General features: G+C 36.2%; 26 protein-coding genes and 2 pseudogenes. 10 read left to right on the forward strand and 18 right to left on the reverse strand.

The window, feature by feature from the left end; genetic code table 11:
- Window positions 1-100: 100 nt before the first annotated feature.
- From PGC35_RS10450 to PGC35_RS10460, 3 genes and pseudogenes are all read right to left on the reverse strand, one after another.
- Window positions 101-403 (reverse strand): annotated as a pseudogene (locus PGC35_RS10450) (hypothetical protein); the annotation flags it as partial.
- Window positions 404-418: 15 nt separating this feature from the next.
- The gene (locus PGC35_RS10455; protein ID WP_375219111.1) at window positions 419-925 is read right to left on the reverse strand and encodes a GNAT family N-acetyltransferase; all 507 of its coding nucleotides are present in this window, start codon (window positions 923-925) and stop codon (window positions 419-421) included.
- Window positions 926-978: 53 nt separating this feature from the next.
- Window positions 979-1,713: a MerR family transcriptional regulator gene (locus tag PGC35_RS10460; RefSeq protein WP_375219112.1), complete on the reverse strand. Its 735-nt coding sequence runs from the start codon at window positions 1,711-1,713 to the stop codon at window positions 979-981.
- A gap of 90 nt (window positions 1,714-1,803) precedes the next feature.
- On the opposite strand from PGC35_RS10460, the gene PGC35_RS10465 reads away from it, so the two are divergent.
- Window positions 1,804-2,499: a CPBP family intramembrane glutamic endopeptidase gene (locus PGC35_RS10465; protein WP_375219113.1), complete on the forward strand. Its 696-nt coding sequence runs from the start codon at window positions 1,804-1,806 to the stop codon at window positions 2,497-2,499.
- Window positions 2,500-2,536: 37 nt separating this feature from the next.
- On the opposite strand, the gene clpP is transcribed toward PGC35_RS10465, so the two are convergent.
- The 8 genes from clpP to PGC35_RS10505 form a co-directional block, all read right to left on the reverse strand.
- Window positions 2,537-3,112, reverse strand: coding sequence for an ATP-dependent Clp endopeptidase proteolytic subunit ClpP (gene clpP, locus PGC35_RS10470; RefSeq protein ID WP_056830739.1), 576 nt, complete (start codon window positions 3,110-3,112; stop codon window positions 2,537-2,539).
- Window positions 3,113-3,127: 15 nt separating this feature from the next.
- Window positions 3,128-3,949: an RNA polymerase sigma factor gene (locus tag PGC35_RS10475; protein ID WP_375219114.1), complete on the reverse strand. Its 822-nt coding sequence runs from the start codon at window positions 3,947-3,949 to the stop codon at window positions 3,128-3,130.
- Window positions 3,950-4,026: 77 nt separating this feature from the next.
- Complete coding sequence (locus tag PGC35_RS10480; protein WP_375219115.1) at window positions 4,027-4,584, reverse strand: isochorismatase family protein; 558 nt, start codon at window positions 4,582-4,584, stop codon at window positions 4,027-4,029.
- Window positions 4,585-4,728: 144 nt separating this feature from the next.
- Window positions 4,729-5,100, reverse strand: coding sequence for a DoxX family protein (locus PGC35_RS10485; protein ID WP_375219116.1), 372 nt, complete (start codon window positions 5,098-5,100; stop codon window positions 4,729-4,731).
- Window positions 5,101-5,221: 121 nt separating this feature from the next.
- Window positions 5,222-6,415 (reverse strand): nucleoside transporter C-terminal domain-containing protein, encoded by a 1,194-nt coding sequence (locus PGC35_RS10490; protein WP_056830746.1) that lies wholly within the window; start codon window positions 6,413-6,415, stop codon window positions 5,222-5,224.
- Between the two features lie 418 nt (window positions 6,416-6,833).
- Window positions 6,834-7,187 (reverse strand): hypothetical protein, encoded by a 354-nt coding sequence (locus PGC35_RS10495; RefSeq protein ID WP_375219117.1) that lies wholly within the window; start codon window positions 7,185-7,187, stop codon window positions 6,834-6,836.
- A 24-nt stretch (window positions 7,188-7,211) separates the two neighbouring features.
- Window positions 7,212-8,003 carry a GNAT family N-acetyltransferase gene (locus PGC35_RS10500; protein WP_375219118.1) on the reverse strand — a complete coding sequence of 264 codons (792 nt, stop codon included), beginning with the start codon at window positions 8,001-8,003 and terminating at the stop codon, window positions 7,212-7,214.
- On the reverse strand, window positions 8,004-8,576 hold the full coding sequence (locus PGC35_RS10505) for a tetratricopeptide repeat protein (protein WP_375219119.1): 573 nt from the start codon (window positions 8,574-8,576) through the stop codon (window positions 8,004-8,006). It abuts the gene before it with no gap.
- Between the two features lie 143 nt (window positions 8,577-8,719).
- Here PGC35_RS10505 and PGC35_RS10510 point away from each other — a divergent pair, with 143 nt between their 5' ends.
- The 3 genes and pseudogenes from PGC35_RS10510 to PGC35_RS10520 all read left to right on the forward strand — a co-directional run bounded on the left by PGC35_RS10510 (window position 8,720) and on the right by PGC35_RS10520 (window position 9,201).
- Window positions 8,720-8,881: a hypothetical protein gene (locus PGC35_RS10510; RefSeq protein WP_375219120.1), complete on the forward strand. Its 162-nt coding sequence runs from the start codon at window positions 8,720-8,722 to the stop codon at window positions 8,879-8,881.
- A gap of 53 nt (window positions 8,882-8,934) precedes the next feature.
- Window positions 8,935-8,985, forward strand: a pseudogene (locus PGC35_RS10515) (hypothetical protein); the annotation flags it as partial.
- A gap of 6 nt (window positions 8,986-8,991) precedes the next feature.
- The gene (locus tag PGC35_RS10520) at window positions 8,992-9,201 is read left to right on the forward strand and encodes a hypothetical protein (protein WP_375219121.1); all 210 of its coding nucleotides are present in this window, start codon (window positions 8,992-8,994) and stop codon (window positions 9,199-9,201) included.
- Between the two features lie 64 nt (window positions 9,202-9,265).
- Here PGC35_RS10520 and PGC35_RS10525 read toward each other — a convergent pair whose 3' ends face one another.
- A complete protein-coding gene (locus PGC35_RS10525) occupies window positions 9,266-9,643 on the reverse strand; it encodes a nuclear transport factor 2 family protein (protein WP_375219122.1) in 378 nt (125 codons plus the stop codon).
- A gap of 246 nt (window positions 9,644-9,889) precedes the next feature.
- Here PGC35_RS10525 and PGC35_RS10530 point away from each other — a divergent pair, with 246 nt between their 5' ends.
- The 4 genes from PGC35_RS10530 to PGC35_RS10545 all read left to right on the forward strand — a co-directional run bounded on the left by PGC35_RS10530 (window position 9,890) and on the right by PGC35_RS10545 (window position 13,568).
- On the forward strand, window positions 9,890-10,438 hold the full coding sequence (locus PGC35_RS10530; RefSeq protein ID WP_375219123.1) for a GNAT family N-acetyltransferase: 549 nt from the start codon (window positions 9,890-9,892) through the stop codon (window positions 10,436-10,438).
- Window positions 10,439-10,803: 365 nt separating this feature from the next.
- The gene (locus PGC35_RS10535; protein WP_375219124.1) at window positions 10,804-11,832 is read left to right on the forward strand and encodes a PTS sugar transporter subunit IIC; all 1,029 of its coding nucleotides are present in this window, start codon (window positions 10,804-10,806) and stop codon (window positions 11,830-11,832) included.
- 123 nt (window positions 11,833-11,955) lie between these two features.
- Complete coding sequence (locus tag PGC35_RS10540) at window positions 11,956-12,105, forward strand: hypothetical protein (RefSeq protein WP_172794361.1); 150 nt, start codon at window positions 11,956-11,958, stop codon at window positions 12,103-12,105.
- Between the two features lie 182 nt (window positions 12,106-12,287).
- On the forward strand, window positions 12,288-13,568 hold the full coding sequence (locus PGC35_RS10545) for a glucose-6-phosphate isomerase (RefSeq protein WP_375219125.1): 1,281 nt from the start codon (window positions 12,288-12,290) through the stop codon (window positions 13,566-13,568).
- Window positions 13,569-13,773: 205 nt separating this feature from the next.
- On the opposite strand, the gene PGC35_RS10550 is transcribed toward PGC35_RS10545, so the two are convergent.
- Both PGC35_RS10550 and PGC35_RS10555 read right to left on the reverse strand, forming a co-directional pair.
- Window positions 13,774-14,667, reverse strand: a complete 894-nt coding sequence (locus tag PGC35_RS10550) for an ROK family protein (protein WP_375219126.1) — start codon at window positions 14,665-14,667, stop codon at window positions 13,774-13,776.
- A gap of 1 nt (window position 14,668) precedes the next feature.
- Window positions 14,669-16,357, reverse strand: coding sequence for a glycoside hydrolase family 13 protein (locus PGC35_RS10555; protein WP_375219175.1), 1,689 nt, complete (start codon window positions 16,355-16,357; stop codon window positions 14,669-14,671).
- Window positions 16,358-16,524: 167 nt separating this feature from the next.
- Between PGC35_RS10555 and PGC35_RS10560 the strand changes: the two genes are divergently transcribed.
- Entirely contained in the window at window positions 16,525-17,307 is a 783-nt protein-coding gene (locus PGC35_RS10560; protein ID WP_375219127.1) for an ABC transporter substrate-binding protein, read from the forward strand.
- Between the two features lie 128 nt (window positions 17,308-17,435).
- Window positions 17,436-17,720, forward strand: coding sequence for a YiaA/YiaB family inner membrane protein (locus PGC35_RS10565; RefSeq protein ID WP_053591444.1), 285 nt, complete (start codon window positions 17,436-17,438; stop codon window positions 17,718-17,720).
- Between the two features lie 65 nt (window positions 17,721-17,785).
- On the opposite strand, the gene PGC35_RS10570 is transcribed toward PGC35_RS10565, so the two are convergent.
- The 4 genes from PGC35_RS10570 to PGC35_RS10585 form a co-directional block, all read right to left on the reverse strand.
- On the reverse strand, window positions 17,786-19,393 hold the full coding sequence (locus PGC35_RS10570; RefSeq protein ID WP_375219128.1) for a thiamine pyrophosphate-binding protein: 1,608 nt from the start codon (window positions 19,391-19,393) through the stop codon (window positions 17,786-17,788).
- A gap of 145 nt (window positions 19,394-19,538) precedes the next feature.
- Window positions 19,539-20,171 carry an FMN-dependent NADH-azoreductase gene (locus PGC35_RS10575; RefSeq protein ID WP_375219129.1) on the reverse strand — a complete coding sequence of 211 codons (633 nt, stop codon included), beginning with the start codon at window positions 20,169-20,171 and terminating at the stop codon, window positions 19,539-19,541.
- A 134-nt stretch (window positions 20,172-20,305) separates the two neighbouring features.
- Window positions 20,306-21,271 carry a quinone oxidoreductase family protein gene (locus PGC35_RS10580; protein ID WP_375219130.1) on the reverse strand — a complete coding sequence of 322 codons (966 nt, stop codon included), beginning with the start codon at window positions 21,269-21,271 and terminating at the stop codon, window positions 20,306-20,308.
- Between the two features lie 328 nt (window positions 21,272-21,599).
- A complete protein-coding gene (locus PGC35_RS10585) occupies window positions 21,600-22,439 on the reverse strand; it encodes a pentapeptide repeat-containing protein (RefSeq protein ID WP_375219131.1) in 840 nt (279 codons plus the stop codon).
- Window positions 22,440-22,536 lie beyond the last annotated feature (97 nt).

Raw genomic sequence — 22,536 nt, forward strand, 5'->3', positions numbered from 1 at the left:
AGACACAAAAAAACACACATCAAAATTTGATGTGTGTTTCCTTTTACCCATGATACCATTCTATTTTTCTGGAAATATCAAATATATATAATTTTTATACCTATTTACCCAATATCTTTTTTAACTCTCTATATCCCTGGGAAGTTAAGGTTAATTCCTTCTCCAAAAATTTGATAATTTCTCCGATAATACCACTAGTTTGATGAACTCCTAGGTCGGTATTCATCATAATTACAACGCCCGTCTCTAAATTTGAATGGGCAACCATCATACATTGAAAACCTACTCCCCAACCAAGCGAAGAAATTTTGAATTCTTGTGCGTAATGATTGAGAAACACACCTAATCCAGTCCACTTGGCACAGCCTTGTGAAGATATCATTTCTTCTGTAACTCTTTTGTTTCCGCCTCCTCTTTTTTATATTGTTTTATAGTAGATGATTGTCGCTTGTAATTCGCCAGTTTCGGATTGGGCAAAGTTCGGAATCTTACCTGCTGGAATATAGCCTAATGAAGTGTAGAGGAGATTGGAGGGGTCTCCTTCTCTTGTGTCTAGAACCAACAAAGACTTTCCTTCTTTAATTGCTCTCTCTTCTACTTTTTCCATCAAGGAACGACCAATTCCATTACGTCTATAATGAGGATGTGTCATTAATTTTGCTATTTCAGCTCTATGAACACCATTAGGCTTTTCACATAAATGTAACTGCACGCTTCCGACAATTCGATTGTTCCTTTTCGCCACAAGCAAAATGACATTAGGGCTTAGAACATCCTCCCAATAGTCCATAGCATCGGGAAGCTGTAGTGGCGGTAAAAACCCTACTGAAGCTCCATCTTCTACTACTTGAACGAGTAGCTCTGATAGTTCTTCCATATGCTCTTCCGTGGAAAAAAGTTGTTCCATTACCATTTGATTTATCATTTCTATCACCTCATATTAATGTGTTTTACTCTACAGACTAATTCGACAAAGGTTTAAACTTTCCCTTTTAATGAATCCTCAAGAAAAATTAGGATGTTCTCGTTTATATGGTATAGACCTAAAGCTTGTGATGCACTCTCCGATTTTCGCAACTCCCAAAATTTATTGGCTAACTCCTCATCATTTCCAAAGGTTGATTTGGATAAGTATTCAACGTCTTCTGCAATCAATCTTCCTTCTGGTGAGTTTGGAAGCTTTCCTTCTGCAATACAAAGCTCGATGCGTTTAATAATTTTAATCCATTTCCCCACGTCCCCTGGATCATCTTCCAGCTTTGGCAGACCTTCCAATAAGGTAATCCTTTCCTCCTCAGTGAACATCTCTTGCCATACTTCTTCCTTGTTAAACTTTTTAGCTTTTTGAAATAGAGGTAGTAGTTCCTCCCATTTGAGCGTTCCTTCTAGTTTCACGACATTTAGCAAAGAATTTGTATGATCTAACGATTTTTGCAACTGTTGTATTTCAGTTTTTAGTCGTTCCTGATGCAATTTTAAAATCTGATTAATTGATATCTGATCAATAATTAGCTGAATATCCTTTAACGATAAGGAAGCTGATTTTAATAATGTTATCTTTTCAAGGATTAATACTTCATTATCAGAATAATGGCGTTTACCACTCTCATTTATATATGTAGGCTTTAAAAGACCGATTTCATCATAATAGCGAATAGTTCGAACGGATATATTTAGTTTTTTCGCTACTTCCCCCGTTGAAAAAATTTTCATGTTCATTCCCCCATAAAAAAACCTTGTAGGTAACGTTACGTCACCATTTACTCTTAAAGTAACATATTTATTTATGGGAGGAACGATAAAATGAATGAATTTACATTAAAATCAATGGGCTGGTCTTGGAAAGAACTTATACTATTACTTCTCCTTACATTTGTATTTGTACCAATCATTATTGAACATTTGGTGCATGATGCGTTTTTAAATCTATTTACTAACGAATTATATGCTGGCACTTTAACTGGATTTATTATGGCAATTGTATTTACTACAGGAACTTTTTTTATCGCATTGAAGTTAAATAATTTAACATGGCGTGCTGTCGGCTTAACCCCCTTCTCTAAATCATATTGGAAATCGCTTGTATTTTGGACGTTTGTTTTGGTTGTCACTAGTGTCGTGGTTGTTATTTTAATGGAAATGATTGGTTGGACATCGGGAACTTCGAAGACAGAAAGCCTACAGTCTAATGTGAACTTCTGGACAGTATTAATCGGGTTTGTATCAGCAGCAATTATCTCGCCTGTATATGAAGAAATTTTCTATCGTGGGTTTCTTTATAAATGGTTTCGCTTGAAATGGGGGGTACCGATTGGAATTTTACTTAGTTCCTTTATTTTCATGCTTGTACATATCCCTACGTATAATACTTTGCCAATCAATTTTCTATCAGGCGTTATCTTTTCTTGGACATATGAAAAATCAGGATCTATTTACCCCGGGATGATTATACATGGTATTTTCAATGGCATTGCAGTATTACTAACCATCATAGGATAACAAAAGCTCCTCATCTTAAGTGATGAGGAGCTTTTGTTTAAATAATTTGATCGATTATACCGTAATTCACCGCTTCTTCTGCTGTCATGAAATAATCACGGTCTGAGTCTTTTGCAATTTTGTCGATTGATTGGCCTGTTCGTTCTGAAAAAATGCGGTTGATCCGCTCTTTCATCAGGAGGATACGTCTAGCACTAATTTCAATATCACTTGCTTGACCTTGCGCTCCTCCAAGCGGCTGATGAATCATAATTTCACTGTTCGGTAAGGCAAAGCGTTTTCCTATTGTACCTGCAACGAGTATCGTTGCACCAAAAGATGCTGCCAACCCTGTACAAATAGTCCGAACATCAGGTTTAATAATCTGCATAGTATCGTAAATAGCAAAGCCGGCACTTACCGATCCACCTGGACTATTAATATACAATGAAATATCCTTTTCTGGATCCTCTGCTTCTAGAAACAGCATTTGTGCCACAATATTATTTGCAACTACATCATTGATTTCTGAGCCAAGGAAAATAATTCGGTCTTTCAATAATCTAGAGTAAATATCATAGGAACGCTCTCCGCGACTTGTTTGCTCCACCACATATGGAATAAGATTAGACATTTAATAACTCCTTCTTTAGGCTACTGCTAAAAGCTCTTTTTGCTCCATCCAAGCTATTTGCGACAGCAAGGTCGATAGCTCTAATTGATAAAAAGGAACCATTAGGACTCCACCATTTTTCTTTGGAATCGAGATAAGCACATAAGGAGTACCGCTACCCACAAAAGATTGTACCACTGGGATTGAATTACATTTTAGCTCATTAGTTTGAGCTTGCATGAACGGAGCTTGTATTTCTTCTTGATAAAGTCGTAAGACGGTGTCAGGACTTCCATTTTTTAAAGCATCTATATATGGAATAGTACATTCTTCTTCAAGCTCGTAAAGGGGTTCTTGTCGGACTAGCTGTTTTAAGTTTTTACGAGCACGATGAAGGGCAGCTTTTATAGACCCTTCACTAGAATAAAGAAGGTTAGCTGTTTCTTTTACAGTGTAACCAAAACCAAATACTAACAATACGACTGTCCGTTGTTTGGCTGTCAACTCGTTGAGTAATCGATTAATCGTCGGTGTTATTGATTCTGTATGAGGTTCATCATCATTTAATTTAATATTGGTTACATCTTGATACATGTCTTCTTCTATTTTTCGTTTACGATATTTATCAATCCACGCATTAGAAGCTATCCGATACAAATAAGCCTTCGCTATTTGTTTAGGCATTTTCAACCAGCTTTCATACGTTTTTACAAGGGTCTCCTGCATTAGATCTTCCCCGTCCCATTTGGTATTCGTAAGGGATAGACAATACTTTTTTAAATCGAGCAAGTAAGGCTCGATTGCCATCTCAAATTCATCATTCATTTCAATGGGAGTTTTTTCAACAAGCGGCCGCATGTTTATCCCTCCTAAAAATTTGTCTTTCACTTATATAAACGGAAAAAGGGAGCTAAAAGGTACGGCTTAAAAAAAATTTATCGATACGTATCATGTGTCGGTTGAAACAAATCTTCATGCGCACTTCGTACAACGGAAAAATGTTCAACATTATAATGACCATGAAGTATTTTATTATGATGGTTAATGATTTGTTCTGCTGAAAGGATCGTGGAATCGTTTGTAGAATGCCCATCCCCAACTAACGTTACATCCATATTATTTACTGTTGCAGTTCTAACCGCGGTGTCAATACAGTGTTCGGTCTTACACCCCATAATAACGACATGTTTGATCGCATTTTCCTCTAAGTAATTTTTTAGTCCTGTTCCGTGAAACGAATTAGTAGCTGCCTTATCAAATATTTTTACATCTAATGGAATGGTAATATCCGAATGTATTTGAAAGCCTTCCCCTTTTCCCTCCGAAACATCCGTGTCTCGGACAAATAATACGATTGCATTAGATTCTAAAGCTTTTGATATCACTAAGTTAATGTTAGCAACTAGCTCTTTTTTCTTGAATACACTTTTTTCATTTTGATTCCCTTCAATCAATTCTTGCTGAGCATCGATGATCAATAAAGCTTGTTTCAATAGAAACACTCCTTTTCTAATTCAAATAGGTCTTCATTTGCAACCTGTTTATTTTATTCGACCATTTTCAATCATTTACCTTTTTATTTGAACTCATAAAAAAAGAAGGGATGAAATTCATCCTCTTCTTTAAAATGAGCTTTCTTAGAATCCAGGAAAGTTGGATAAATGACTAAAGTTAATGAAAAATATAATGAACGCTAATATGCCTAGAAATAAAATCGTGGATGTTTGTTTGAAAGAATCCTTCACGCGCAGATGTGTCAAAATTCCACCAATGGCTGTGATCCCAATTATCAGCGCTCCAACAGCTGCCCAGCTATGCGCCAAAATTCCGATAAATAATGCCAATGCCCCTGCTAATTGAACAATACCGGTAACAACGCGGAACCACTGTGGCAACTTCCAATGATTAAAGTTTTGAACATGCATCTTCGAGCCAGTTACTTTACCGTATCCAGCAATCAAAAACGAGAAACCTAATAAAACCTGCAAAATAATTGATATAATTCCCATTTTCACATCCCTCCTTTATTACTTTATATATGCTTGAAGGAACTAATATACGAAAACTTTTTTATACAAAAAAAGACTCGAAAAAATTCGAGTCTTTTTACGTTTAGTTAATGTGGTTTTATTACCAAACAAATAAACCTACAATTGCAGCACTTAATAAGGAAACAGCGATTCCGCTGACAAGAAGTTTCCAAACGTTTCTACCTATAATAGCGGACTTTCCTTCTGACAATAGGGAATTGTATGATCCATAAATCATACCAATCGTACTGAAATTCGCAAACGACGTTAAGAATGTCGCAGCTACAGCTACGGTATGCGGTGACAACGTTTGTAATTGATCTTTTAAGTCTACCATGGCAACGAATTCATTTGTCGCTAATTTTGTCCCCATCAGCTCCGCAACATACATAGCTTCTTGCATTGGTAAGCCAAGCAACAAGGCAAATGGACTAAAAATTACACCAAATATTTTTTGGATAGTCAGACCATCCACGAACACACCTAATATTCCATTTACCGCAGCAGTTAAAGCAACGTATCCAATAAGCATTGCTGCGATTACGATTACCATGTTCATACCAACCATCATACTGTTCGAAATAGTAGAGAAGAAATCCTTTTTCTCTGATTTAGGTGGTGTATAAATAATATCTTCTTCTTTTGTCACAGTTATTGGATTTAGTAAGCTGACAATGAGAAGTGCGTTTAAACAGTTTAACGGAATGGCACTAAAAACATACTCGGCTGGGAGCATTGTTAAATAGGCACCTATTATGGATCCACTGATACAACTCATACTCATGATCCCTATAGTAAGTAAACGGTTATCCTTTAATACTGCTAGCTGGTTTCTTATAACAGCTAAGGCTTCCGTATTTCCTAGGAACATCATTTGAATGGAGTAAAAACTCTCTAATTTCGGTAGCCCTGATATTTTTGATATGACCCAACCAACTTTATCAATCAGCCAAGTTAAAATACCAAAGTAAGAAAGTATATCAAAAAAGGTTACGACGAAAATAATCGGAAGCAATGCACTAACTAAAAAATCCACAGATTCATTTCCAAAGGCAGATGGAATAACAAAAGCGATTCCTTCATTAGCACATTCGATTAGCCATATAAAGAAATCGGCAATTTTATTGATGACCCAACCACCGATATTTGTTCCTAACATAAATGCTGTAACAAGAAGTTCAACAATTAATATGGAAATAATCGGTCTCCATCTAACTTCTTTCTTACTTGGAGAACATAAATAAACAAGACCAAGTACCACAATAATACCTATAACATTCAATAAAAAATACATCCAAGCAACTCCTAGTTGTTAAATTAACTAGCCCTTATTTTTCATTATTTCCGTTGAATGAAAAAAATAAAAAATAGGGGCTTTAAAATAGAAAGAGTAGTTTATACCTACCCCTTCCCTTATTCATATTTAATCAAACTTCAAGTATTCTAAGCTTCTCTATCTTCAGCTATAAATGATTGACCCAAAAAATCCAAGTGGATACAAGAAAGATTTTATTTATACTACCCTTTCCCTTTCTCATAAGCAAGTGATTATCTCGAATTCGAAATTGAAAAATTAATACAAAGATTCGCAAATAAATATTATTTTTAAAAAGTTCTTGCATATAAAATAGTATGAACAAAATTCTTTTTCTCATACTGATTAAGACAATGACAATAGGTCACCGAATTTTTCAGTGACCTAAAATTTCTTCCTATTTATTCTTGCTTGCTAAATGTCCTAAAACTAAATAAATAATTCCGATGAACATAATGAAAAGTTCATTTTTAAAACCAATCAAGCCAAAACCAAGCGTTAAACATAATCCAGTATAAATAAATTTCCAAGGTTTATTTTTAAGAAAAAATGAACCAATTCCAGTGATTAAACCAAACAGAAGCAATAGTATCATTAGGATTAATATAGCTAATTTATCGGATGATGAATAATCATTACTTGTTTTTAATGCTGTTGATAAACTCATTCCTATAAAGTACAATATTCCAAATCCTATCGCTCCAATGATAGTCGTCGTACCTACTACTACCCCTAAAGTCTTTGTATTCACTTATCCGTTCATTTAATCACCTCTTTATCGGAATTTACTCCATAAAGCTTTGGTATAAGCTAATTTCATACCTATCCTTTCCATATTTCGATGGCTAGCACTTCCAAAAGATGTCTCACTTACAATATATTTTGCTCCTTTTTCCATAGCAACTTGTATCCGCTTGTGAAGTAAAGCTGCTTGTACACCTTTTCGCCGATATTCTGGCAAAGTTGCAGCGGCTGCCAATGTTCCAATTCCATCTTTGATAAACAAAACAGCAATTCCAGCAGGCACATCATTCACATATGCAGCAAAAAAATCCCAACCAGGTACATCAAATAAAACCTTATTATTTTGCTTTATACCATCTTGAGTAAAACCGGGAAGACCAAAAGCCTGTACATAAATTGAAGCGAATAAATCAAACTCATCTTTCAACAATGGACGTATCTCCACCTCTGATTGTTGGCTCTGTCCCTTTAAATTAACTGTTTCACCGATAAATGAATTATGAAAACCAGATTGATAATAACCATGTTCAGTTAATGCACGGAATAATGGATCCGAGCTATTTTCAGGTGTTATTTCTATTCTAAAGTTCATGGAAAGATCTTTATAAAATCGAAAAATTTCCTCTAAGTGTAGTAAATCCAATTCGTTTAACCCTCGAACTGTATTAAAAGCCGGACCAGGAATTTTTTTAACAGAAAAAGCATGCGTTTTTCCCTTTATCAATTGATGAACGCCCATTGGATTACCTTCTATCGATTGAATAGCATCCAATCTGGATGCTAAGGTTTGAATTTCTGCTTGCTCAATTATTGATAGTCTCATTTAAATACCTCCAAATTGCTTTGTAAATTTAACAGCCTTTTGAGTGGATTCAATTAAAGATGGGTCCCCTTTTACTTGCCTTAATGACAATGCTTGTTGAAAATTATCCAAAGCCATAATCGGCTGCCCTAATTCTAAAAGACACTTTCCTTTATGCTGATAAGCAAAGTCTAATAGGGTAGTATAATTTAAATCCAACGTACACATATTAATGGCTTGTTCAAACTTTTTTAATGCCAAATCATGTTGTCCATCATATTTTAACGCTTCCCCAAGTCGAATTATATTGGCTATCTTTTTATTCTCTTCGCTTAATGAAACAGCATATTCTAGACATTCAATTGCCGACGTTGTATTTCCAGTAATTCTATATAAATTGCCTATACTTCCATAAATAAAAATTTGATCCTCTAGTTTGTAATTCGATATTGTTTCAAGCTTTTCCTCAAACTTTTCAATTATTTTTTTTAGCACCTTCTCATCAGCACATTTCTCTCTAAGGAATTCATTTTCGTCAAAATATATTAAATCGTTTAGTAATAATAGTTCATTTTTCAAATCATACAAGTTCATCCATTTTCACACCCTCTTTGAGCTTTTGATACGAGATAATAAGAAAAAATGCAATCAGACATTAATTCGGCAAAAAGTGTATGATGTCCTTTTGCTTTATATAACTTCCTCTACAATATTAACGATGAATTGGAGGAATGATGATGACAAAAGGTTATTTAGCAAATGGGTTATTTGGTTTAGGGGATAGATTAGTCAATGAATTGGTAGCTAAAGAAGTTCGAGTAGCAATCCCAGGCGTGGACTTATATGTACCACAAGAAAACTTGGCGATAAATGACAAATCGGCTTACGCAGAAGTTTAGCAATTGCAAATGCAGACATAGAAGCTTTAAAGAACAGCGACTTTTTAGTAGCTATTATTGATGGAGTTGAAATAGATGCTGGTGTGGCTGCTGAAATTGGAGCATTTTCCATGCTAAATCGTCCTATTTTTGGACTTTATACTGATACTCGACAACAAGGAAGAGACAATATAAAAAAAGTCGATGCATTAGTAGCCGATGGAACAGAAAACCAATTTATGTATCGAAACCTGTTTGTCATTGGTTTGATTAAACAAAATGGAGTAATAGTAAACTCTATAGAGGAATTATGTGAAGCTTTAAAAACAACCAATCAATAGATTATTATCTTTATGAAAAAGGCATGTGTTTAATATAATACATGCCTTTTTCTAACCAGACTTACTACCTCTCTAACTCAATATATTCGCGCAATAGTTTCCAGTTATCTTTTTCTTTTCTCCAAACAAACATGCATTGAGCCGAATAAGGTTTACCATCAATCCTGTTTGTTTCTCTTCCCATGATTAAAAACTCCTCCCCATTTTTTCGTTCTGACACAGAAACAGGCACAAAACTTTTTTCTGCATTACCATACTGCTCTAATACACTGTTTAAATCATAGTTATAATCATATCGATCTGGTTGATCGAGGTTTGAATGAGCCCAATAGCCAACAAAGTTTTCAGACATAAACAGCCTGATCCCATCTCCATCTTTACTTTTAAATCCATCATTCCAAGACTTAAAATATTCCTCTATGACTTTTTGTATTACTTCCATGTTCATCCTCCCAACAAAAAAATTTCACCGTATAAGTCATTCGATGAACTTTTAGTAATTCCTTTTTCTTTTAGTTCTTTTCCAATTTTAACTAATTTTACTTTTATATTATAATAAATTTATATAACGAGAGGAGTGTTAAAAATGAAAAACTTTCAAATGGTGATTGAAAAGTAATTGGCATTCGCCTACTCTTTTCAATTCGATTCCCTTCATTTTAAAACTTGAAAAGAAAAGAGGAATTGCATGTTTTATCAAGATGAAGAGTTAATTTTACGACCTATACAAAAGGGAGATTTACCAAGACTTTGGGAACTAATTTATAAAGATGAGGCACCCGAATGGAAAAAATGGGATGCACCGTATTTTGAGCATAAGGTTATCTCATTCGAAGCGTTTATGGAAAAAGCCGATTCATTTGTACAAAGTGAAAATATGTGGGTAATTGAAGTTGCAGGCTTAACCTGCGGTACTGTTTCATATTACTGGGAGCATGAGCCTTCTAAATGGCTAGAGATGGGGATTGTTTTTCACGGATCGGCTAATTGGGGAAAAGGTTTGGGGACACGTGCTTTAAAACTTTGGGCAGAGCATTTATTTAGCACTATACCTTTAGTTCGTGTTGGATTTACAACATGGTCAGGTAATGAGCGGATGATACGTGTAGGAGAAAAACTAGGTATGACAATGGAAGCACGAATCCGTAAAGTGAGATTTTACAATGGAGAATATTACGATTCAATCCGCATGGGTATTTTGAGGGAAGAATGGGAACAACTTAAAATAGGAATTTGAATATTAAAAACTGGTTAGTAAATGATCTAACCAGTTTTTGACTTTAATTGATCATTACTGTTACACTACTCGCTGATAAAGCTGAATGTACGTAGTTAGCCAAATTGCCAAATACGTGCTATTTATAAAATTTAGAAAAAATTGATATTGACTAAAAATAATAATTATATTAGTATTATAACAATTTCATAAGAGAGAAACAGACATCATGGATAATAGACAACACGAAGACGATATTAGAGAAATCAATTAAGTTAATGTGGCAACAGCCAATCAATAGTTTAGCGTGCTGGTCCTTGATAAGGGCTTTTTATTTTTTAATGATTCTCGATATATTTAATACTATATATTAGGAGGAATACATAATGAAGCAGTCGACAAAAGAATATTTGGTCGACCGAATGTACAAGGGTTCCCAAGGATTAGCAAATGCAGTTCTTGTCACTCTAGGGATCGGTCTTCTTATAGAAACATTTGGATCATTTACAGGTTGGGAGGGCTTTTTAGTCATTGGAAAGGCTGCACAGCTTATGTTAGCTCCTGCTATCGGAGCTGGTATCGCCTACCAACTTGGCGGAAATACATTAGTGATATTTAGTGCGATGGCTTGTAGTACTGTAGGTGCTAATGCTTTGCACCTTAGTGCAGAGGGTACCTGGGTACTCACTACAGGACAACCGATTAGCGCCGTTTTGGCTGCAGTTGTTGCTATCTGGGTTGGAAAACGCATTGCCGGTAAGACAAAGTTAGATATGCTAGCTATCCCATTCGCATCTATACTGATTGGAGGTGTCGCAGGTGTTGGTTTAGCCGCAGTAACAACTCCACTATTAGAATCATTAAGTAGATTTATAGCGAATTCTGTAACAGGTTCCCCTCTTATGGGTTCAATTGTTATCGCACTTGTTTGGAGTATTTTCCTTATGTCCCCTGCTTCATCTGCTGCAATTGCAATTGCATTACAACTCGATCCTGTTTCCAGCGCAGCTGCATTAATTGGATGTACTGCTCAGTTTGCAGGGTGGACAGCGATGTCATGGAAACAAAATGATCTTGGTGCAAATATTGCGCAGTCTTTTTTAACACCTAAAGTCCAAGTTCCGAATATTGTTAAAAACCCAAGACTTGTTATTGGTCCATTTCTTGCTTCTGTTATTTGTGCACCAATCACCATATTGGTTTTTAACTTCCAGGTTCCATACACTTTAGCTGGACTTGGACTAAATTCTTTTATTGCTCCTCTTAATATCTTGGCTAATCAAGGTATAGGTGTTCTCCTGATGTACCTTGTATTAGGAGTAGTTTTGCCAGCTCTTATTTCTCTTTCCGTGTATCATTTGTTAAAAGTTAAAGGACTAGCTAAAACTGGTGATTTGCATATGGAAGTTCAATAAATATGATGTTACATTACAAAGCACACATTTTGGTAGATTACCAAATGTGTGCTTTTATTTGTTTACATTGGTATTTACAGGGTATGTAGATTACAAGAATATACAGGGATGGAGTGAAGAGAAATGGATGAAGAAAAACGTGTAGAAGTCCATCGGGAAGAAAAAACAGATACTGGTTTAGTAGGTGCGACATTTATTAAATATGCTGCTTATCTCATTATCTTCTTTGGTGTTCTTTGGTTCCTAATTTCATATATTTTCCCGATGTTTTAAGAAGAAAAAATCACATTCTGCGTTAACGCAAAATGTGATTTTTTTGGTTGGTTTAATTGTTTTTGGTGTATGTCCCTAACTTCTTCTCCTCTCTCCTTTGAAATAAATCAATATGAGCGATTTATTTTCTAAACAATGGTAAAATAAAAGTTAGAAAAATATGATGTATAAAGGGGATAAGCATGAATATTTCCATAAATTATTCTGGAGACTACCTTGAGCTCATTACACCTGAATTAGAAAACAAATTGGAAGCAATACATAAAGGAATTCAAACGAAATCTTCAGAAGGTGCAGATTTTTTAGGTTGGTTAGATTGGCCGAGCACTTTGAGCCAAGATTTTTTAAACGATATAAAAGAAACCGCTGAGCGAATTCGTTCTCATTCCGATGTGTTGGTTGTCATAGGTATTGGAGGATCTTACTTAGGATCGAAAGCAGTAATAGAAGCGTTATCTACACCATTTCAAAAAACTAAAGAGACAGAAGTAATCTTCGCTGGACACCTAGTAAGTGGTGAATATTTAAAGCAATTAATGACATATTTAGACGATAAAGATGTTACATTGAACGTCATTTCAAAATCAGGAACGACATCCGAACCCGCAATCGCATTTCGTTTTTTACAACAGTACATGGAAAAACGATATGGCGATCAAGCTGCAAAACGTATCATCGTCACAACTGACCAAGAAAAAGGTGCTTTGCTTACACTGGCAGTAGAAAAAGGATATCAACGTTATGTAGTACCTGATAGTATTGGAGGTCGCTATTCCGTTTTGACGGCGGTTGGTTTGTTACCAATTGCCGCTGCAGGTTTCGATATCGATCAACTGATCAATGGCGCAAAAATAGCAGAAGAGGAATTTGCTAAATTTGATACAAAATCGAATCGTGCAATTCAATATGCTGTTATCCGCAAGCATTTATATGATAAGGGCTATCCTGTCGAAATCTTGGCAACTTTTGACGAGAAGTTAAAATATGTACAAGAATGGTGGAAACAATTATTCGGAGAAAGTGAAGGAAAAGAAGGGAAAGGAATCTACCCTTCGTCTGTTCTTTATTCAACGGATCTGCATTCCCTAGGTCAATACATTCAAGACGGTAAACGTATGTTGTTCGAAACATTTTTAATGGTTGAAAAGACGGATGTTGATTTGACTGTTTTTGAAGCAGAAAATGACGGGGACGAACTGAATTATTTAAGTGGCCTTACACTTCATGAATTTAATGCTGCATGTCACGAAGCAACAGCATCTGCTCATTTGCATGGCGGAGTTCCCCAAATCACTATTACAATGGAACAAATAGATGAGCGTAATCTTGGCCACTTATTATATTTTTATATGATGGCCTGTGCGTATAGTGCATACTTACTCGACATCAATCCATTTAACCAACCAGGAGTAGAAGGGTATAAAACAAATATGTTTAAAATACTTAAGAAACCTGGATATTGAAAAAAAGTAGTGCACACCAATAAATGGTTGCACTACTTTTTTTGATAAAGGAAGATATGAGTAGACCATCCGAATATTCGGTCAAACCATCCGATTTTACTGATGAACCATCCGATTATTCGGGTCAACCGCCCGATTTTTCTTCTTAGCCATCCGATACCGAATAAAAAACGTTTTGCACCCAATGGACAAAACGTTTTTTCTATTAAATCATATCCATAACAAGCATGGCCGCTCCAAGCATTCCTGCTTCATTTCCAAAATTGGCACGCTTTATTTCTAATGGTTTTAGTTTAAGTGGTTCTACCATAGTAAGCAGGTTCTCCCACCAATCATCAGCCGAATCTGCAACCCCTCCGCCAATTACAACGCAATCCATATCTAACACTGCTTGGAGATTAGATATAACAATTGCAAAATCCGAAAGAAATCGATCACGTACTGTTATAGCACTTGAAAGTCCTGTAGATGCTAGACGAAACAGTAGATGGGATATTACCAGTTTCCCTGTATCAGGATCGATGACATTTTCCTCTTCTATTAATCTTTTTAATGCAGTACCAGAGACATATTGTTCACTGCATCCCTGTCTACCACAGCCACAAAGTAGGCCATGCGGATATAAGATTAAGTGACCTACTTCTCCTGCTCCACCATGTACTCCGTTTTCCACGTTTCCATCAAAAACGAAGCCGCCTCCAAGTTTAGTTCCTACTGTTAAACAAACTACTCTTTTGAAGTCTTTTGCTGCACCAAGTTTTCCTTCTGCAAGCGCAGCGCAATTTGCATCATTGTTAATCTCCACACGTAAACCTGTTGCTGCCTCCAGTTGAGCTTTTACAGGGGTACCTTGCCAGCCTTCAAGTTCTGTCTCAAAGGTTACAACTCCCGTTTTGGCGTCGACCATTCCTCTAGTACCTATTCCGATCCCTAATAAATCGGGATAATTCTCCATCATCTTTAACACTTGCTCTTCTAAATAAGGATATAGCGGTAAAACAGTTGGAATAGTTGTATCCTCTATAACTTTACCAGATTCACATACAACACCAATTCTTATTTTTGTTCCTCCAATATCAACACCAAGAACTTTCTTCAATCTACTTTCCCCTTTCAAAAGCAATCACAAATGACTCGTAAGGACGTACTTCAACCATATCTCCCTCTAACTTAGGAGAATCATAGTTAGCTATCATAATGTTTCCTTTGGTTTGAGGAAGGTTACATTCCTTCCACACAAGTTGGTTTGTTTTCTCTGAAAAATTGTTTACAATTAGCCATTCTTCTTCGGCTGTTTGTCGTTTGTATACAAACAGATCCGGGTGATCAGGTAACAATAATTGAAAGCTTCCATGCGTGATAATAGCATGTATTTTCCTTAATTGGATTAGCCTTTGATACGTATAAAAAATGGATGATGGGTCTGCAATGGCTTGTTCCGAATTAATAAAAGAAGTATTCGTATTCATCCGAATCCATGGTGTACCCGTCGTAAAACCTCCATTAGATGTCCACTGCATTGGCGTACGTGCGTTATCTCTACCCTTTGCATAAATACTAGACATAATTGTATCATGAGCAATCCCCTGCTGGCGCTTTTCCTTATACATATTCAGCGTTTCAATATCACGATACTCACTTAAACTATCAAACTTTACATTTGTCATTCCTAACTCTTCACCCTGGTATATATAAGGTGTCCCTTGAAGCATATGAAGACAAATAGCCAACATTTTAGCTGATACTTCTCGAAATGCACCATCTTCACCAAAACGGGAAACGACTCGAGGTTGGTCATGATTATTCCAATAAAGACTGTTCCACCCTACTTCATGCAGTGCATGCTGCCATTTTTCGAGGTTCCGTTTTAATGCTACTAATTCTAATGGTCGAACATCCCATTTCTCATTAGGGCCACTATCTAAATTCATATGCTCAAATGTAAAGATCATATTCACTTCTTGGTTTTCTGGATTTGTATAGATTCGAGCATCTTCTGTTGAAGCTCCAGGCATTTCTCCTACAGCTAATACATCATAACGACTTAAAACCTTCTCATTCATTTCCCGTAGATATGTATGAATTTTTGGCCCATTCATAAAATAAGTACTTCCATCACCATATCCTTGTTCATGGTGAATCTCTCCGTCAGGAAGTTTCTCGTCCTTTGAAATAAAGTTAATAACATCCATCCGAAAGCCGCCAATTCCTTTTTCTAACCAAAACGTCATCATATCAAAAATATCATTTCGAAGCGGCTCGTGTCCCCAATTTAAATCTGGCTGTTTTTTCGAGAATAAATGAAGGTAATAAGAGTCTGTCAATTCATCCTTTTCCCATGCCGGTCCCGAAAATATAGAGCCCCAATTATTTGGAGGTTGTGCCCCTTTACCATCCCTCCAAATATAATAATCGCGATAGTTAGAATCCTTTGATGAACGCGATTCAACAAACCATGCATGCTCGTCTGAAGTATGGTTCACAACTAGATCCATCACAATTCGAATATCTCTTTGTTTCGCTTCCTCAATCAGCTGTTCAAAATCCTGCATTGTTCCAAACTCTTGCATGATCGTTTGATAGTCTCGAATGTCATAGCCATTATCATCATTAGGAGAATCATAGACTGGACTCAGCCAAATAATACCTATACCTAGTTTCTTCAAATAATCCATTTTTGAGATAATACCTTGTAAATCACCGACTCCATCACCGTTGGAATCCATAAAACTTCTTGGATAAATTTGATAGACGACACTACGCTTCCACCAAGGCTCCATTTCTTTCACCATCCCATTTTTACCAAGTGTTAGAAATATTCTAATCTTTCCACAACTAGAATGCAAGCGCTTGCATTATATTGTTACGATAGAATAGTATTGTATGATTTAGAGGACAATTTTTAGAGGATATCGAAGTATGAAGTTATATATTTTTAAAGAATAGGAGAAATGTAATGACTAATTTATTAACTGATCATCTTGGAAGAGAAGTGAAGGTCACCTCTTCCCCCAACCGCATTGTTTCCATTTGTCCTGCGATTACAGAAACATTATTTGCTTTAGGTTTAGAAAATGAAATAATCGGCCGTACGAAATATTGCATTTTCCCTCAAAAGAAGGTGGAAAAAGTAGAAATAGTGGGAGGTACAAAAGAAGTAAACGAAGAAAAAATACGGGAATTACAACCTGATTTGATTCTAGCTGAAAAGGAAGAAAATACAAAAGAGATTGTGCAAGCTTTAGAAAAAATTGCACCAGTATTTGTTTTAGAAGTACAGTCAATCAAGGATGCATATCGTTTTATAAGAACATTGGGGGCACTTACTAATAGAGAACAAAAAGCAGAAGAGCTTATAACCTCATGTAAATTTTCATTCCCTGTAGTTCCTGGTAACGAAAAGAAAAAAGCAGCATATGTCATTTGGCGGAAGCCTTATATGGTTGTTGGTGGAACTACCTATATTAATGATGTTTTACATACGCTTGGTTTTCATAATCCATTTGAAAAAGTTGGTTCCAGATATCCTGCAGTATCAAAGGAAGAATTTGCAAAGGCTAACCTTGACGTTCTTTTTTTGGCATCCGAACCGTTTCCTTTCCAAGAAAAACATGTAGCAGAATTTCAATCGTTTCTTCCGAACACGAAAATAATTTTAGTTGATGGAGAAATGTTTTGGTATGGTGCGAAGATGGTTACTGCTGGTTCATATTTCAAGGAATTAATTGAAAATATATAAGCAATTTTTAATGATTTCTTTCTTTACAAAACATCTTGTTTGAAAAACGTCTTTCCTGTAAATTAAAGATAAAGGGTAATTTTTCCTTACTACTGAATATATATTAGAAATGAAGAAAGGAGATTTTTATGAATAATAGAAGGTATAGAAGGCGTAATACAATGGCATTCACGGTATTATCCTATTTTACTTTATTCGCTGGCGTCTTCATGTTTAGCATCGGTCTTTATAATGCAGATAATTTAGAGCTCAATGAAAAGGGATATTATATCGCCGTAATGATATTAGTGGCAGTTGGAGCAATACTTACACAAAAAGTCACTCGCGATAACGCAGAAGACAACGAAATTCTTGCAGAGCAAGAACAAGAACGACTTGGTGTAAGAGCCCCTTCAAATGCGAAAGAATCATAATTTTAATGAAAAGTCCTGTGCGAGTTGAACACAGGACTTTATTTGTTTTTATTCTTTTTACAGCTTCACTTTGTTTCTGGAAAGAACTCCTGAGCGGTTGGAATATCAACTAAGGTCGGACCATTTGTTCTAATTGCTTGTTCGAGAATTGTTTCTAATTCACTATCTATTTCTGCTCGGAGACCAGTCCACCCGCATGCTTCCGCCACTTTAACGAAGTCTGGATTCGTTAATTGTGTACCTAGTTCTCTATCTCCAGCTGCTTGCATTTTATCTATTTCCATTTGTAAAGAACCATTGTTAAATACGATTACTGTGATATCCAAGTTATAGCGAGTTGCAGTTAGAAGATCAGCCAACGTCATCTCTATACCACCGTCCCCTACAACAGCAACCACTTGCTTTTCAGGCTGTTCCAGTTTTGCGGCAATGGCAGCTGGAAGTCCAAAGCCCATGGAGCGCCAATAGCCTGAAAATAATACTCTCTGACTATTAGGACGGAAATTACGGTTAAACCAAACCGTTACATCTCCTGTGTCCAATGTTAGTACCGCATCTTCAGCGATTGTTTTTTCAATAGCTCGGACAATGCGAGAAGGAGAGACAGGGAAACCAGATTTTTTACCTTCTTCTTCGTTTTGTTTGGACCATTTTCTTTTCGTTTCTTCGATATGAGATAACCACTCGGTATTCGTCTGATAGTCTACTAAGCTTTGTAAAAGTAGTGGAACCACATGCTCTACTTTGCCTTTAACACCCATTTCAACTGGAATACCTTTTGTAGCATTTTCAAAATGGGTATCAATTTGAATAATCTTTGCATTTGTAGGCACATAGCCCTCTGGCCACCATGTCACTCCTGCTAGTAGAACGACATCAGTTTCCTTGAATACATCAGCTGCATGAGGATTTCCCCCTTCCCCGATCCCTTGTAGAAGTTGTGGCGTATCTTCCTTAAATACTCCTTTTCCTCCTAGACTTACCAATATGCCTGCTCCCCAAGCTTTAGCAAGCTCTTCAAGAGACGAAGATCCATTTACAGCTCCTGCTCCAGCAAGAATCATAGGTTTTTTTGCCGATTTCATTACTTCCGTTATTTCTTTTAAATCTTCTATTTGAAAAGAGGTTGTTCCTTCTATCACAGACGGTAACTTTCGAGGTTTCTTATTTGTTTCTATTTGAAATAAATCCTTTGGAATTGATATATGTGTGACCGTTCGCTGTTCTAAGGAAATTTGGGACGCTTTGACGAGTAGATCCACAATTGCATCCTCACTAGCAAGATTTGCGGAAAAAGTGGCAAATGGTTTAAACAGTTCTTGTTGATCAACATATTGCTGATAGTCTGTACCTATTTTATTTAGTGGTGCCTGGCCCGACAGTGCTAGCACAGGTGCTTTATCCGAATAAGCATCCCCAAGGCCATTCAGTAAATTTGCTGCCCCTGGTCCCATCGTAGCCGTACAAACCGCAAGTCTTCCCGTTAGCTTAGCTTCAGCAGATGCCATAAATGCCGCAACCGACTCATGCTTCACAGGGATAAACTGAATCTTCTCCTGTTTGTCCAGGGCATCCAATAACCCGATAATAGCATCCCCAACAACTCCGTAAATTCGCTTAACCCCCAATAAAGACAGTTGATCCACTACAACCTCGGCAACAGTTTTACCCATACAAAATTACCTCTCCTTTTAACAATTTAATTATCAAGTATTTTCCCTTATATAAATGGGATAAACATTTGACCTGTAAATATAAAAAAACGTTCACTAGTCATCATTAGACTTGTGAACGTTTTTTATAAGTTCATAATTATATTTATACTAATTGTTTAGAAAGGTTTTGAGCAACTACTCTTACTTTTTCTAAACCAGCTGCAATAATTTCTTCTGCTTTGTCAGGCATTGCATTGTGCCCTTCAATAATAACTTCATCCGTAATTTGCATACCGAATACGCCACCTACAACATTTTTAATGTAGTTTGCAGACATTTCCATTGGTGCAGCTTCTGGAGAAGAGTAAATGCCACCACGTGCATTTAAAATAACGGCTTTTTTATCAGTCATTAAGCTTACTAATTGACCTTCTTCGCTATATTTGAATGTGAAACCAGCTTGGTACACATAATCGATAAACGTTTGTAATGGTGCTGGAATTGTTAAGTTCCATAAAGGGAATGCGAATACTACTACATCAGCAGCAGTTAATGCGTCCATAGCTTTTTGTTTTGCAGCTAAAAGACGTGCTTCTAAGTCAGTTAATTCTTCACCGTTTTGAACTTTTCCAAAAGCATTGAAAAGATCTTGACCGAAGTAAGGCATATCTTCTTTAAATACATCAATAGTGGTTACATTTGCACCTTCGATATTTTCCATAAATGTTTCGTACATTTTACTTGAAACAGCTTCAGCAGCTGGACGGTTATTTGCTTTTACTACTAATATATTCACTTGTTATTCCTCCAAAAATTATATTGATAACATACGATATATTAACAGATAGTCTATTAGATTGTAAACTACTTCGATTTCAAGATAAATAATTTTATTATAAAATGTCACATACATTTCACAATTACTTTGTTTTAAGGTATTAATAAAATCTTCCCGACACTTATTCTACTTTCTAAGAGGGCGTGCGCTTGAGCACCATCCTGTAATGAGTACGTTGTCGGTTCATTCACTTTTATTTTCCCATCTTTAATCCACTCAAATAGCTGTGTTGAACGAATTTTTCTTTCCTCAAATGAAGTTAGAACGTTCCAAAGATCCCCACCTGTAAGTGTTTTAGAAGTATCCATTAGCATTCTCGGATCTATCGGAGCAGGATTGCCACCCGACATACCATAAAATACGACTGTTCCACCTACTTTTGTAGCCTCAAAACTTTCTAATAAGGTAGAACCGACTGATTCATAAACCACATCTACCCCTAGACCGTTTGTTACGTCTTTGATTTGTTCAATCCAATCTTCGCTATATAAAAACACAAAATCTGCTCCTGCCGTGGATGCAGCTTTTGATTTTTCTACTGAGGAGGTTAGCCCGATAACTTTTGCTCCTAAAAGCTTACCTATTTGTATAAGATTTTGACCAACTCCACCTGCAGCTGCATGCACAAGTATAGTGTCATTCGCTGTAATTTTGTAACTATCTTTCGTTAAATAATGGGCGGTTAAGCCCTGGAGTAAAACTGAAGCAGCTGTTTCAAAGGAAATATCAATCGGTAACGGTATAACTTTATCTATTGGAACGGTGACCAATTCAGCATTAGCAAATGGGACATCTGCAAAAGCAATTCGATCACCAACCTTCAAGGTCGTTACATCCTTTCCTACTTGCTCCACTACACCCGCCCCTTCGTACCCCAAGATATATGGAGGCTGACCTGCAAGATGATAATTTCCTTTTCTTCTGTATATATCAGCAAAGTTCAATCCAATCGCTTTCATTCTTATCAATAGTTCATTTTCTTTCATGATAGGGTCAGAAACTTCTTTATATTGCAGTACTTCCGGTCCACCAAACTCCTCAAAGATCAGTGCTTTCATGTGAACGCTCCTCGTTAGATTAATTTTAAAAATAATATTAAATGAACTAAGAATTAGAAACAACTAATGGGTCTTTTCGGTAAAAAAAAAAGAGCTAATCGCTCCCTTTGAAAACAATATTCCCACATCATTAACGTAGAATTTTTTGAAGGGTTGTTCGTAACTTCCATCACGACCAACCCTTCTTTTCGGTAATCTTACGGCTATATTCTGCTTTTGAGATAATTAAAAAATAGATGCTGTCCTATTTCTATGTAAGCTCCCTTTTATTTGACGAGTGTTGACTATTTTCAGAAATTCCTCACAAAGCAACCACTCTATTATTTGTTTAATTAGTCCAATGAAAAGGTGTCTTTAAGGAGGATGGTAACTTAGTATTGCTATCTCCTTTTGCAGCGTTTATTTGTGCTTGAGTAAGAAAAATACTTCCCGTTAAATTTGCACCACTTATGTCAGCGTCTCTCAAGTCTGCTCCGATAAAATCAGACATCCTCAAATCCGAATTCTGCAAGTTTGCCGCAATAAGAAACGCACCTCTAAGATTTGCTCCTCTAAGATCTGCTCCTCTTAAGTTTGCTCCTAATAGCTCTATTCCCCGACCAATCTTTTTCTGCTTCTTTATTGGAGCTTTAGATCTTACAAGTTCACTTGTTCGCAAAAGGAACTCGTTAACAGCCGCTCTGTGGGCATGGACATCAATAGTTAAAATTGATTGAGGAGGCAAATGAGTAAGTTCCTCCGTTTTTTCCAAAGCCTCTTCTAAATCTCTATATATAGGCTTTGTCTCCTCTCGACAAAGCGCTTCACTTAAATACAAAAGTATTTCATGAAGTTGCTGCATGATAGGAAAGACATCGAACATTTCCTTAGCGGTTGAAGGATTATCTCTCCAATCATTCCCTTTATATGTGAACTGGGATACTTTTTGCCCTGCGCCAAAGCATTCATAAACTGTACAGCCTTTATATCCTTCATTTCTAAGGTTTTGATGTATTCCACAGCGATAATCGGATTGCAAGTTGGAACAAGGAGTACCTCCGTCTTTATCCAATGGAAAATCAGCTGATTTTGCGTAAGGTAAAGCTACGCAACACAGTCCAAAACAGTTTCCACAATCAGCTTTTAATTTATTTTTAATATTGTCGTTTATTGATATATGTTTAGACAATATCTACACTTCCTTTATTAGTTTGTACCATATAAATAATACATTTAGGAGATGTATATAGGAAGTAAAATTATTCCTATTCTAATTAGGAGAAGGT

Origin of the sequence: Psychrobacillus sp. PGGUH221 (genome assembly GCF_042055255.1) — a bacterium.
Taxonomy (GTDB): Bacteria; Bacillota; Bacilli; order Bacillales_A; family Planococcaceae; genus Psychrobacillus.

Coding starts and splice junctions, on each gene's coding strand:
- clpP (WP_056830739.1), bottom strand. CDS start 3,112: ATGTCTAATCTTATTCCATATGTGGTGGAGCAAACAAGTCGCGGAGAG.
- PGC35_RS10465 (WP_375219113.1), top strand. CDS start 1,804: ATGAATGAATTTACATTAAAATCAATGGGCTGGTCTTGGAAAGAACTT.
- PGC35_RS10545 (WP_375219125.1), top strand. CDS start 12,288: ATGAATATTTCCATAAATTATTCTGGAGACTACCTTGAGCTCATTACA.
- PGC35_RS10530 (WP_375219123.1), top strand. CDS start 9,890: ATGTTTTATCAAGATGAAGAGTTAATTTTACGACCTATACAAAAGGGA.
- PGC35_RS10490 (WP_056830746.1), bottom strand. CDS start 6,415: ATGTATTTTTTATTGAATGTTATAGGTATTATTGTGGTACTTGGTCTT.
- PGC35_RS10455 (WP_375219111.1), bottom strand. CDS start 925: ATGATAAATCAAATGGTAATGGAACAACTTTTTTCCACGGAAGAGCAT.
- PGC35_RS10525 (WP_375219122.1), bottom strand. CDS start 9,643: ATGGAAGTAATACAAAAAGTCATAGAGGAATATTTTAAGTCTTGGAAT.
- PGC35_RS10505 (WP_375219119.1), bottom strand. CDS start 8,576: ATGAACTTGTATGATTTGAAAAATGAACTATTATTACTAAACGATTTA.
- PGC35_RS10460 (WP_375219112.1), bottom strand. CDS start 1,713: ATGAAAATTTTTTCAACGGGGGAAGTAGCGAAAAAACTAAATATATCC.
- PGC35_RS10510 (WP_375219120.1), top strand. CDS start 8,720: ATGACAAAAGGTTATTTAGCAAATGGGTTATTTGGTTTAGGGGATAGA.
- PGC35_RS10485 (WP_375219116.1), bottom strand. CDS start 5,100: ATGGGAATTATATCAATTATTTTGCAGGTTTTATTAGGTTTCTCGTTT.
- PGC35_RS10565 (WP_053591444.1), top strand. CDS start 17,436: ATGAATAATAGAAGGTATAGAAGGCGTAATACAATGGCATTCACGGTA.
- PGC35_RS10560 (WP_375219127.1), top strand. CDS start 16,525: ATGACTAATTTATTAACTGATCATCTTGGAAGAGAAGTGAAGGTCACC.
- PGC35_RS10475 (WP_375219114.1), bottom strand. CDS start 3,949: ATGCGGCCGCTTGTTGAAAAAACTCCCATTGAAATGAATGATGAATTT.
- PGC35_RS10570 (WP_375219128.1), bottom strand. CDS start 19,393: ATGGGTAAAACTGTTGCCGAGGTTGTAGTGGATCAACTGTCTTTATTG.
- PGC35_RS10535 (WP_375219124.1), top strand. CDS start 10,804: ATGAAGCAGTCGACAAAAGAATATTTGGTCGACCGAATGTACAAGGGT.
- PGC35_RS10520 (WP_375219121.1), top strand. CDS start 8,992: ATGCTAAATCGTCCTATTTTTGGACTTTATACTGATACTCGACAACAA.
- PGC35_RS10580 (WP_375219130.1), bottom strand. CDS start 21,271: ATGAAAGCACTGATCTTTGAGGAGTTTGGTGGACCGGAAGTACTGCAA.
- PGC35_RS10500 (WP_375219118.1), bottom strand. CDS start 8,003: ATGAGACTATCAATAATTGAGCAAGCAGAAATTCAAACCTTAGCATCC.
- PGC35_RS10540 (WP_172794361.1), top strand. CDS start 11,956: ATGGATGAAGAAAAACGTGTAGAAGTCCATCGGGAAGAAAAAACAGAT.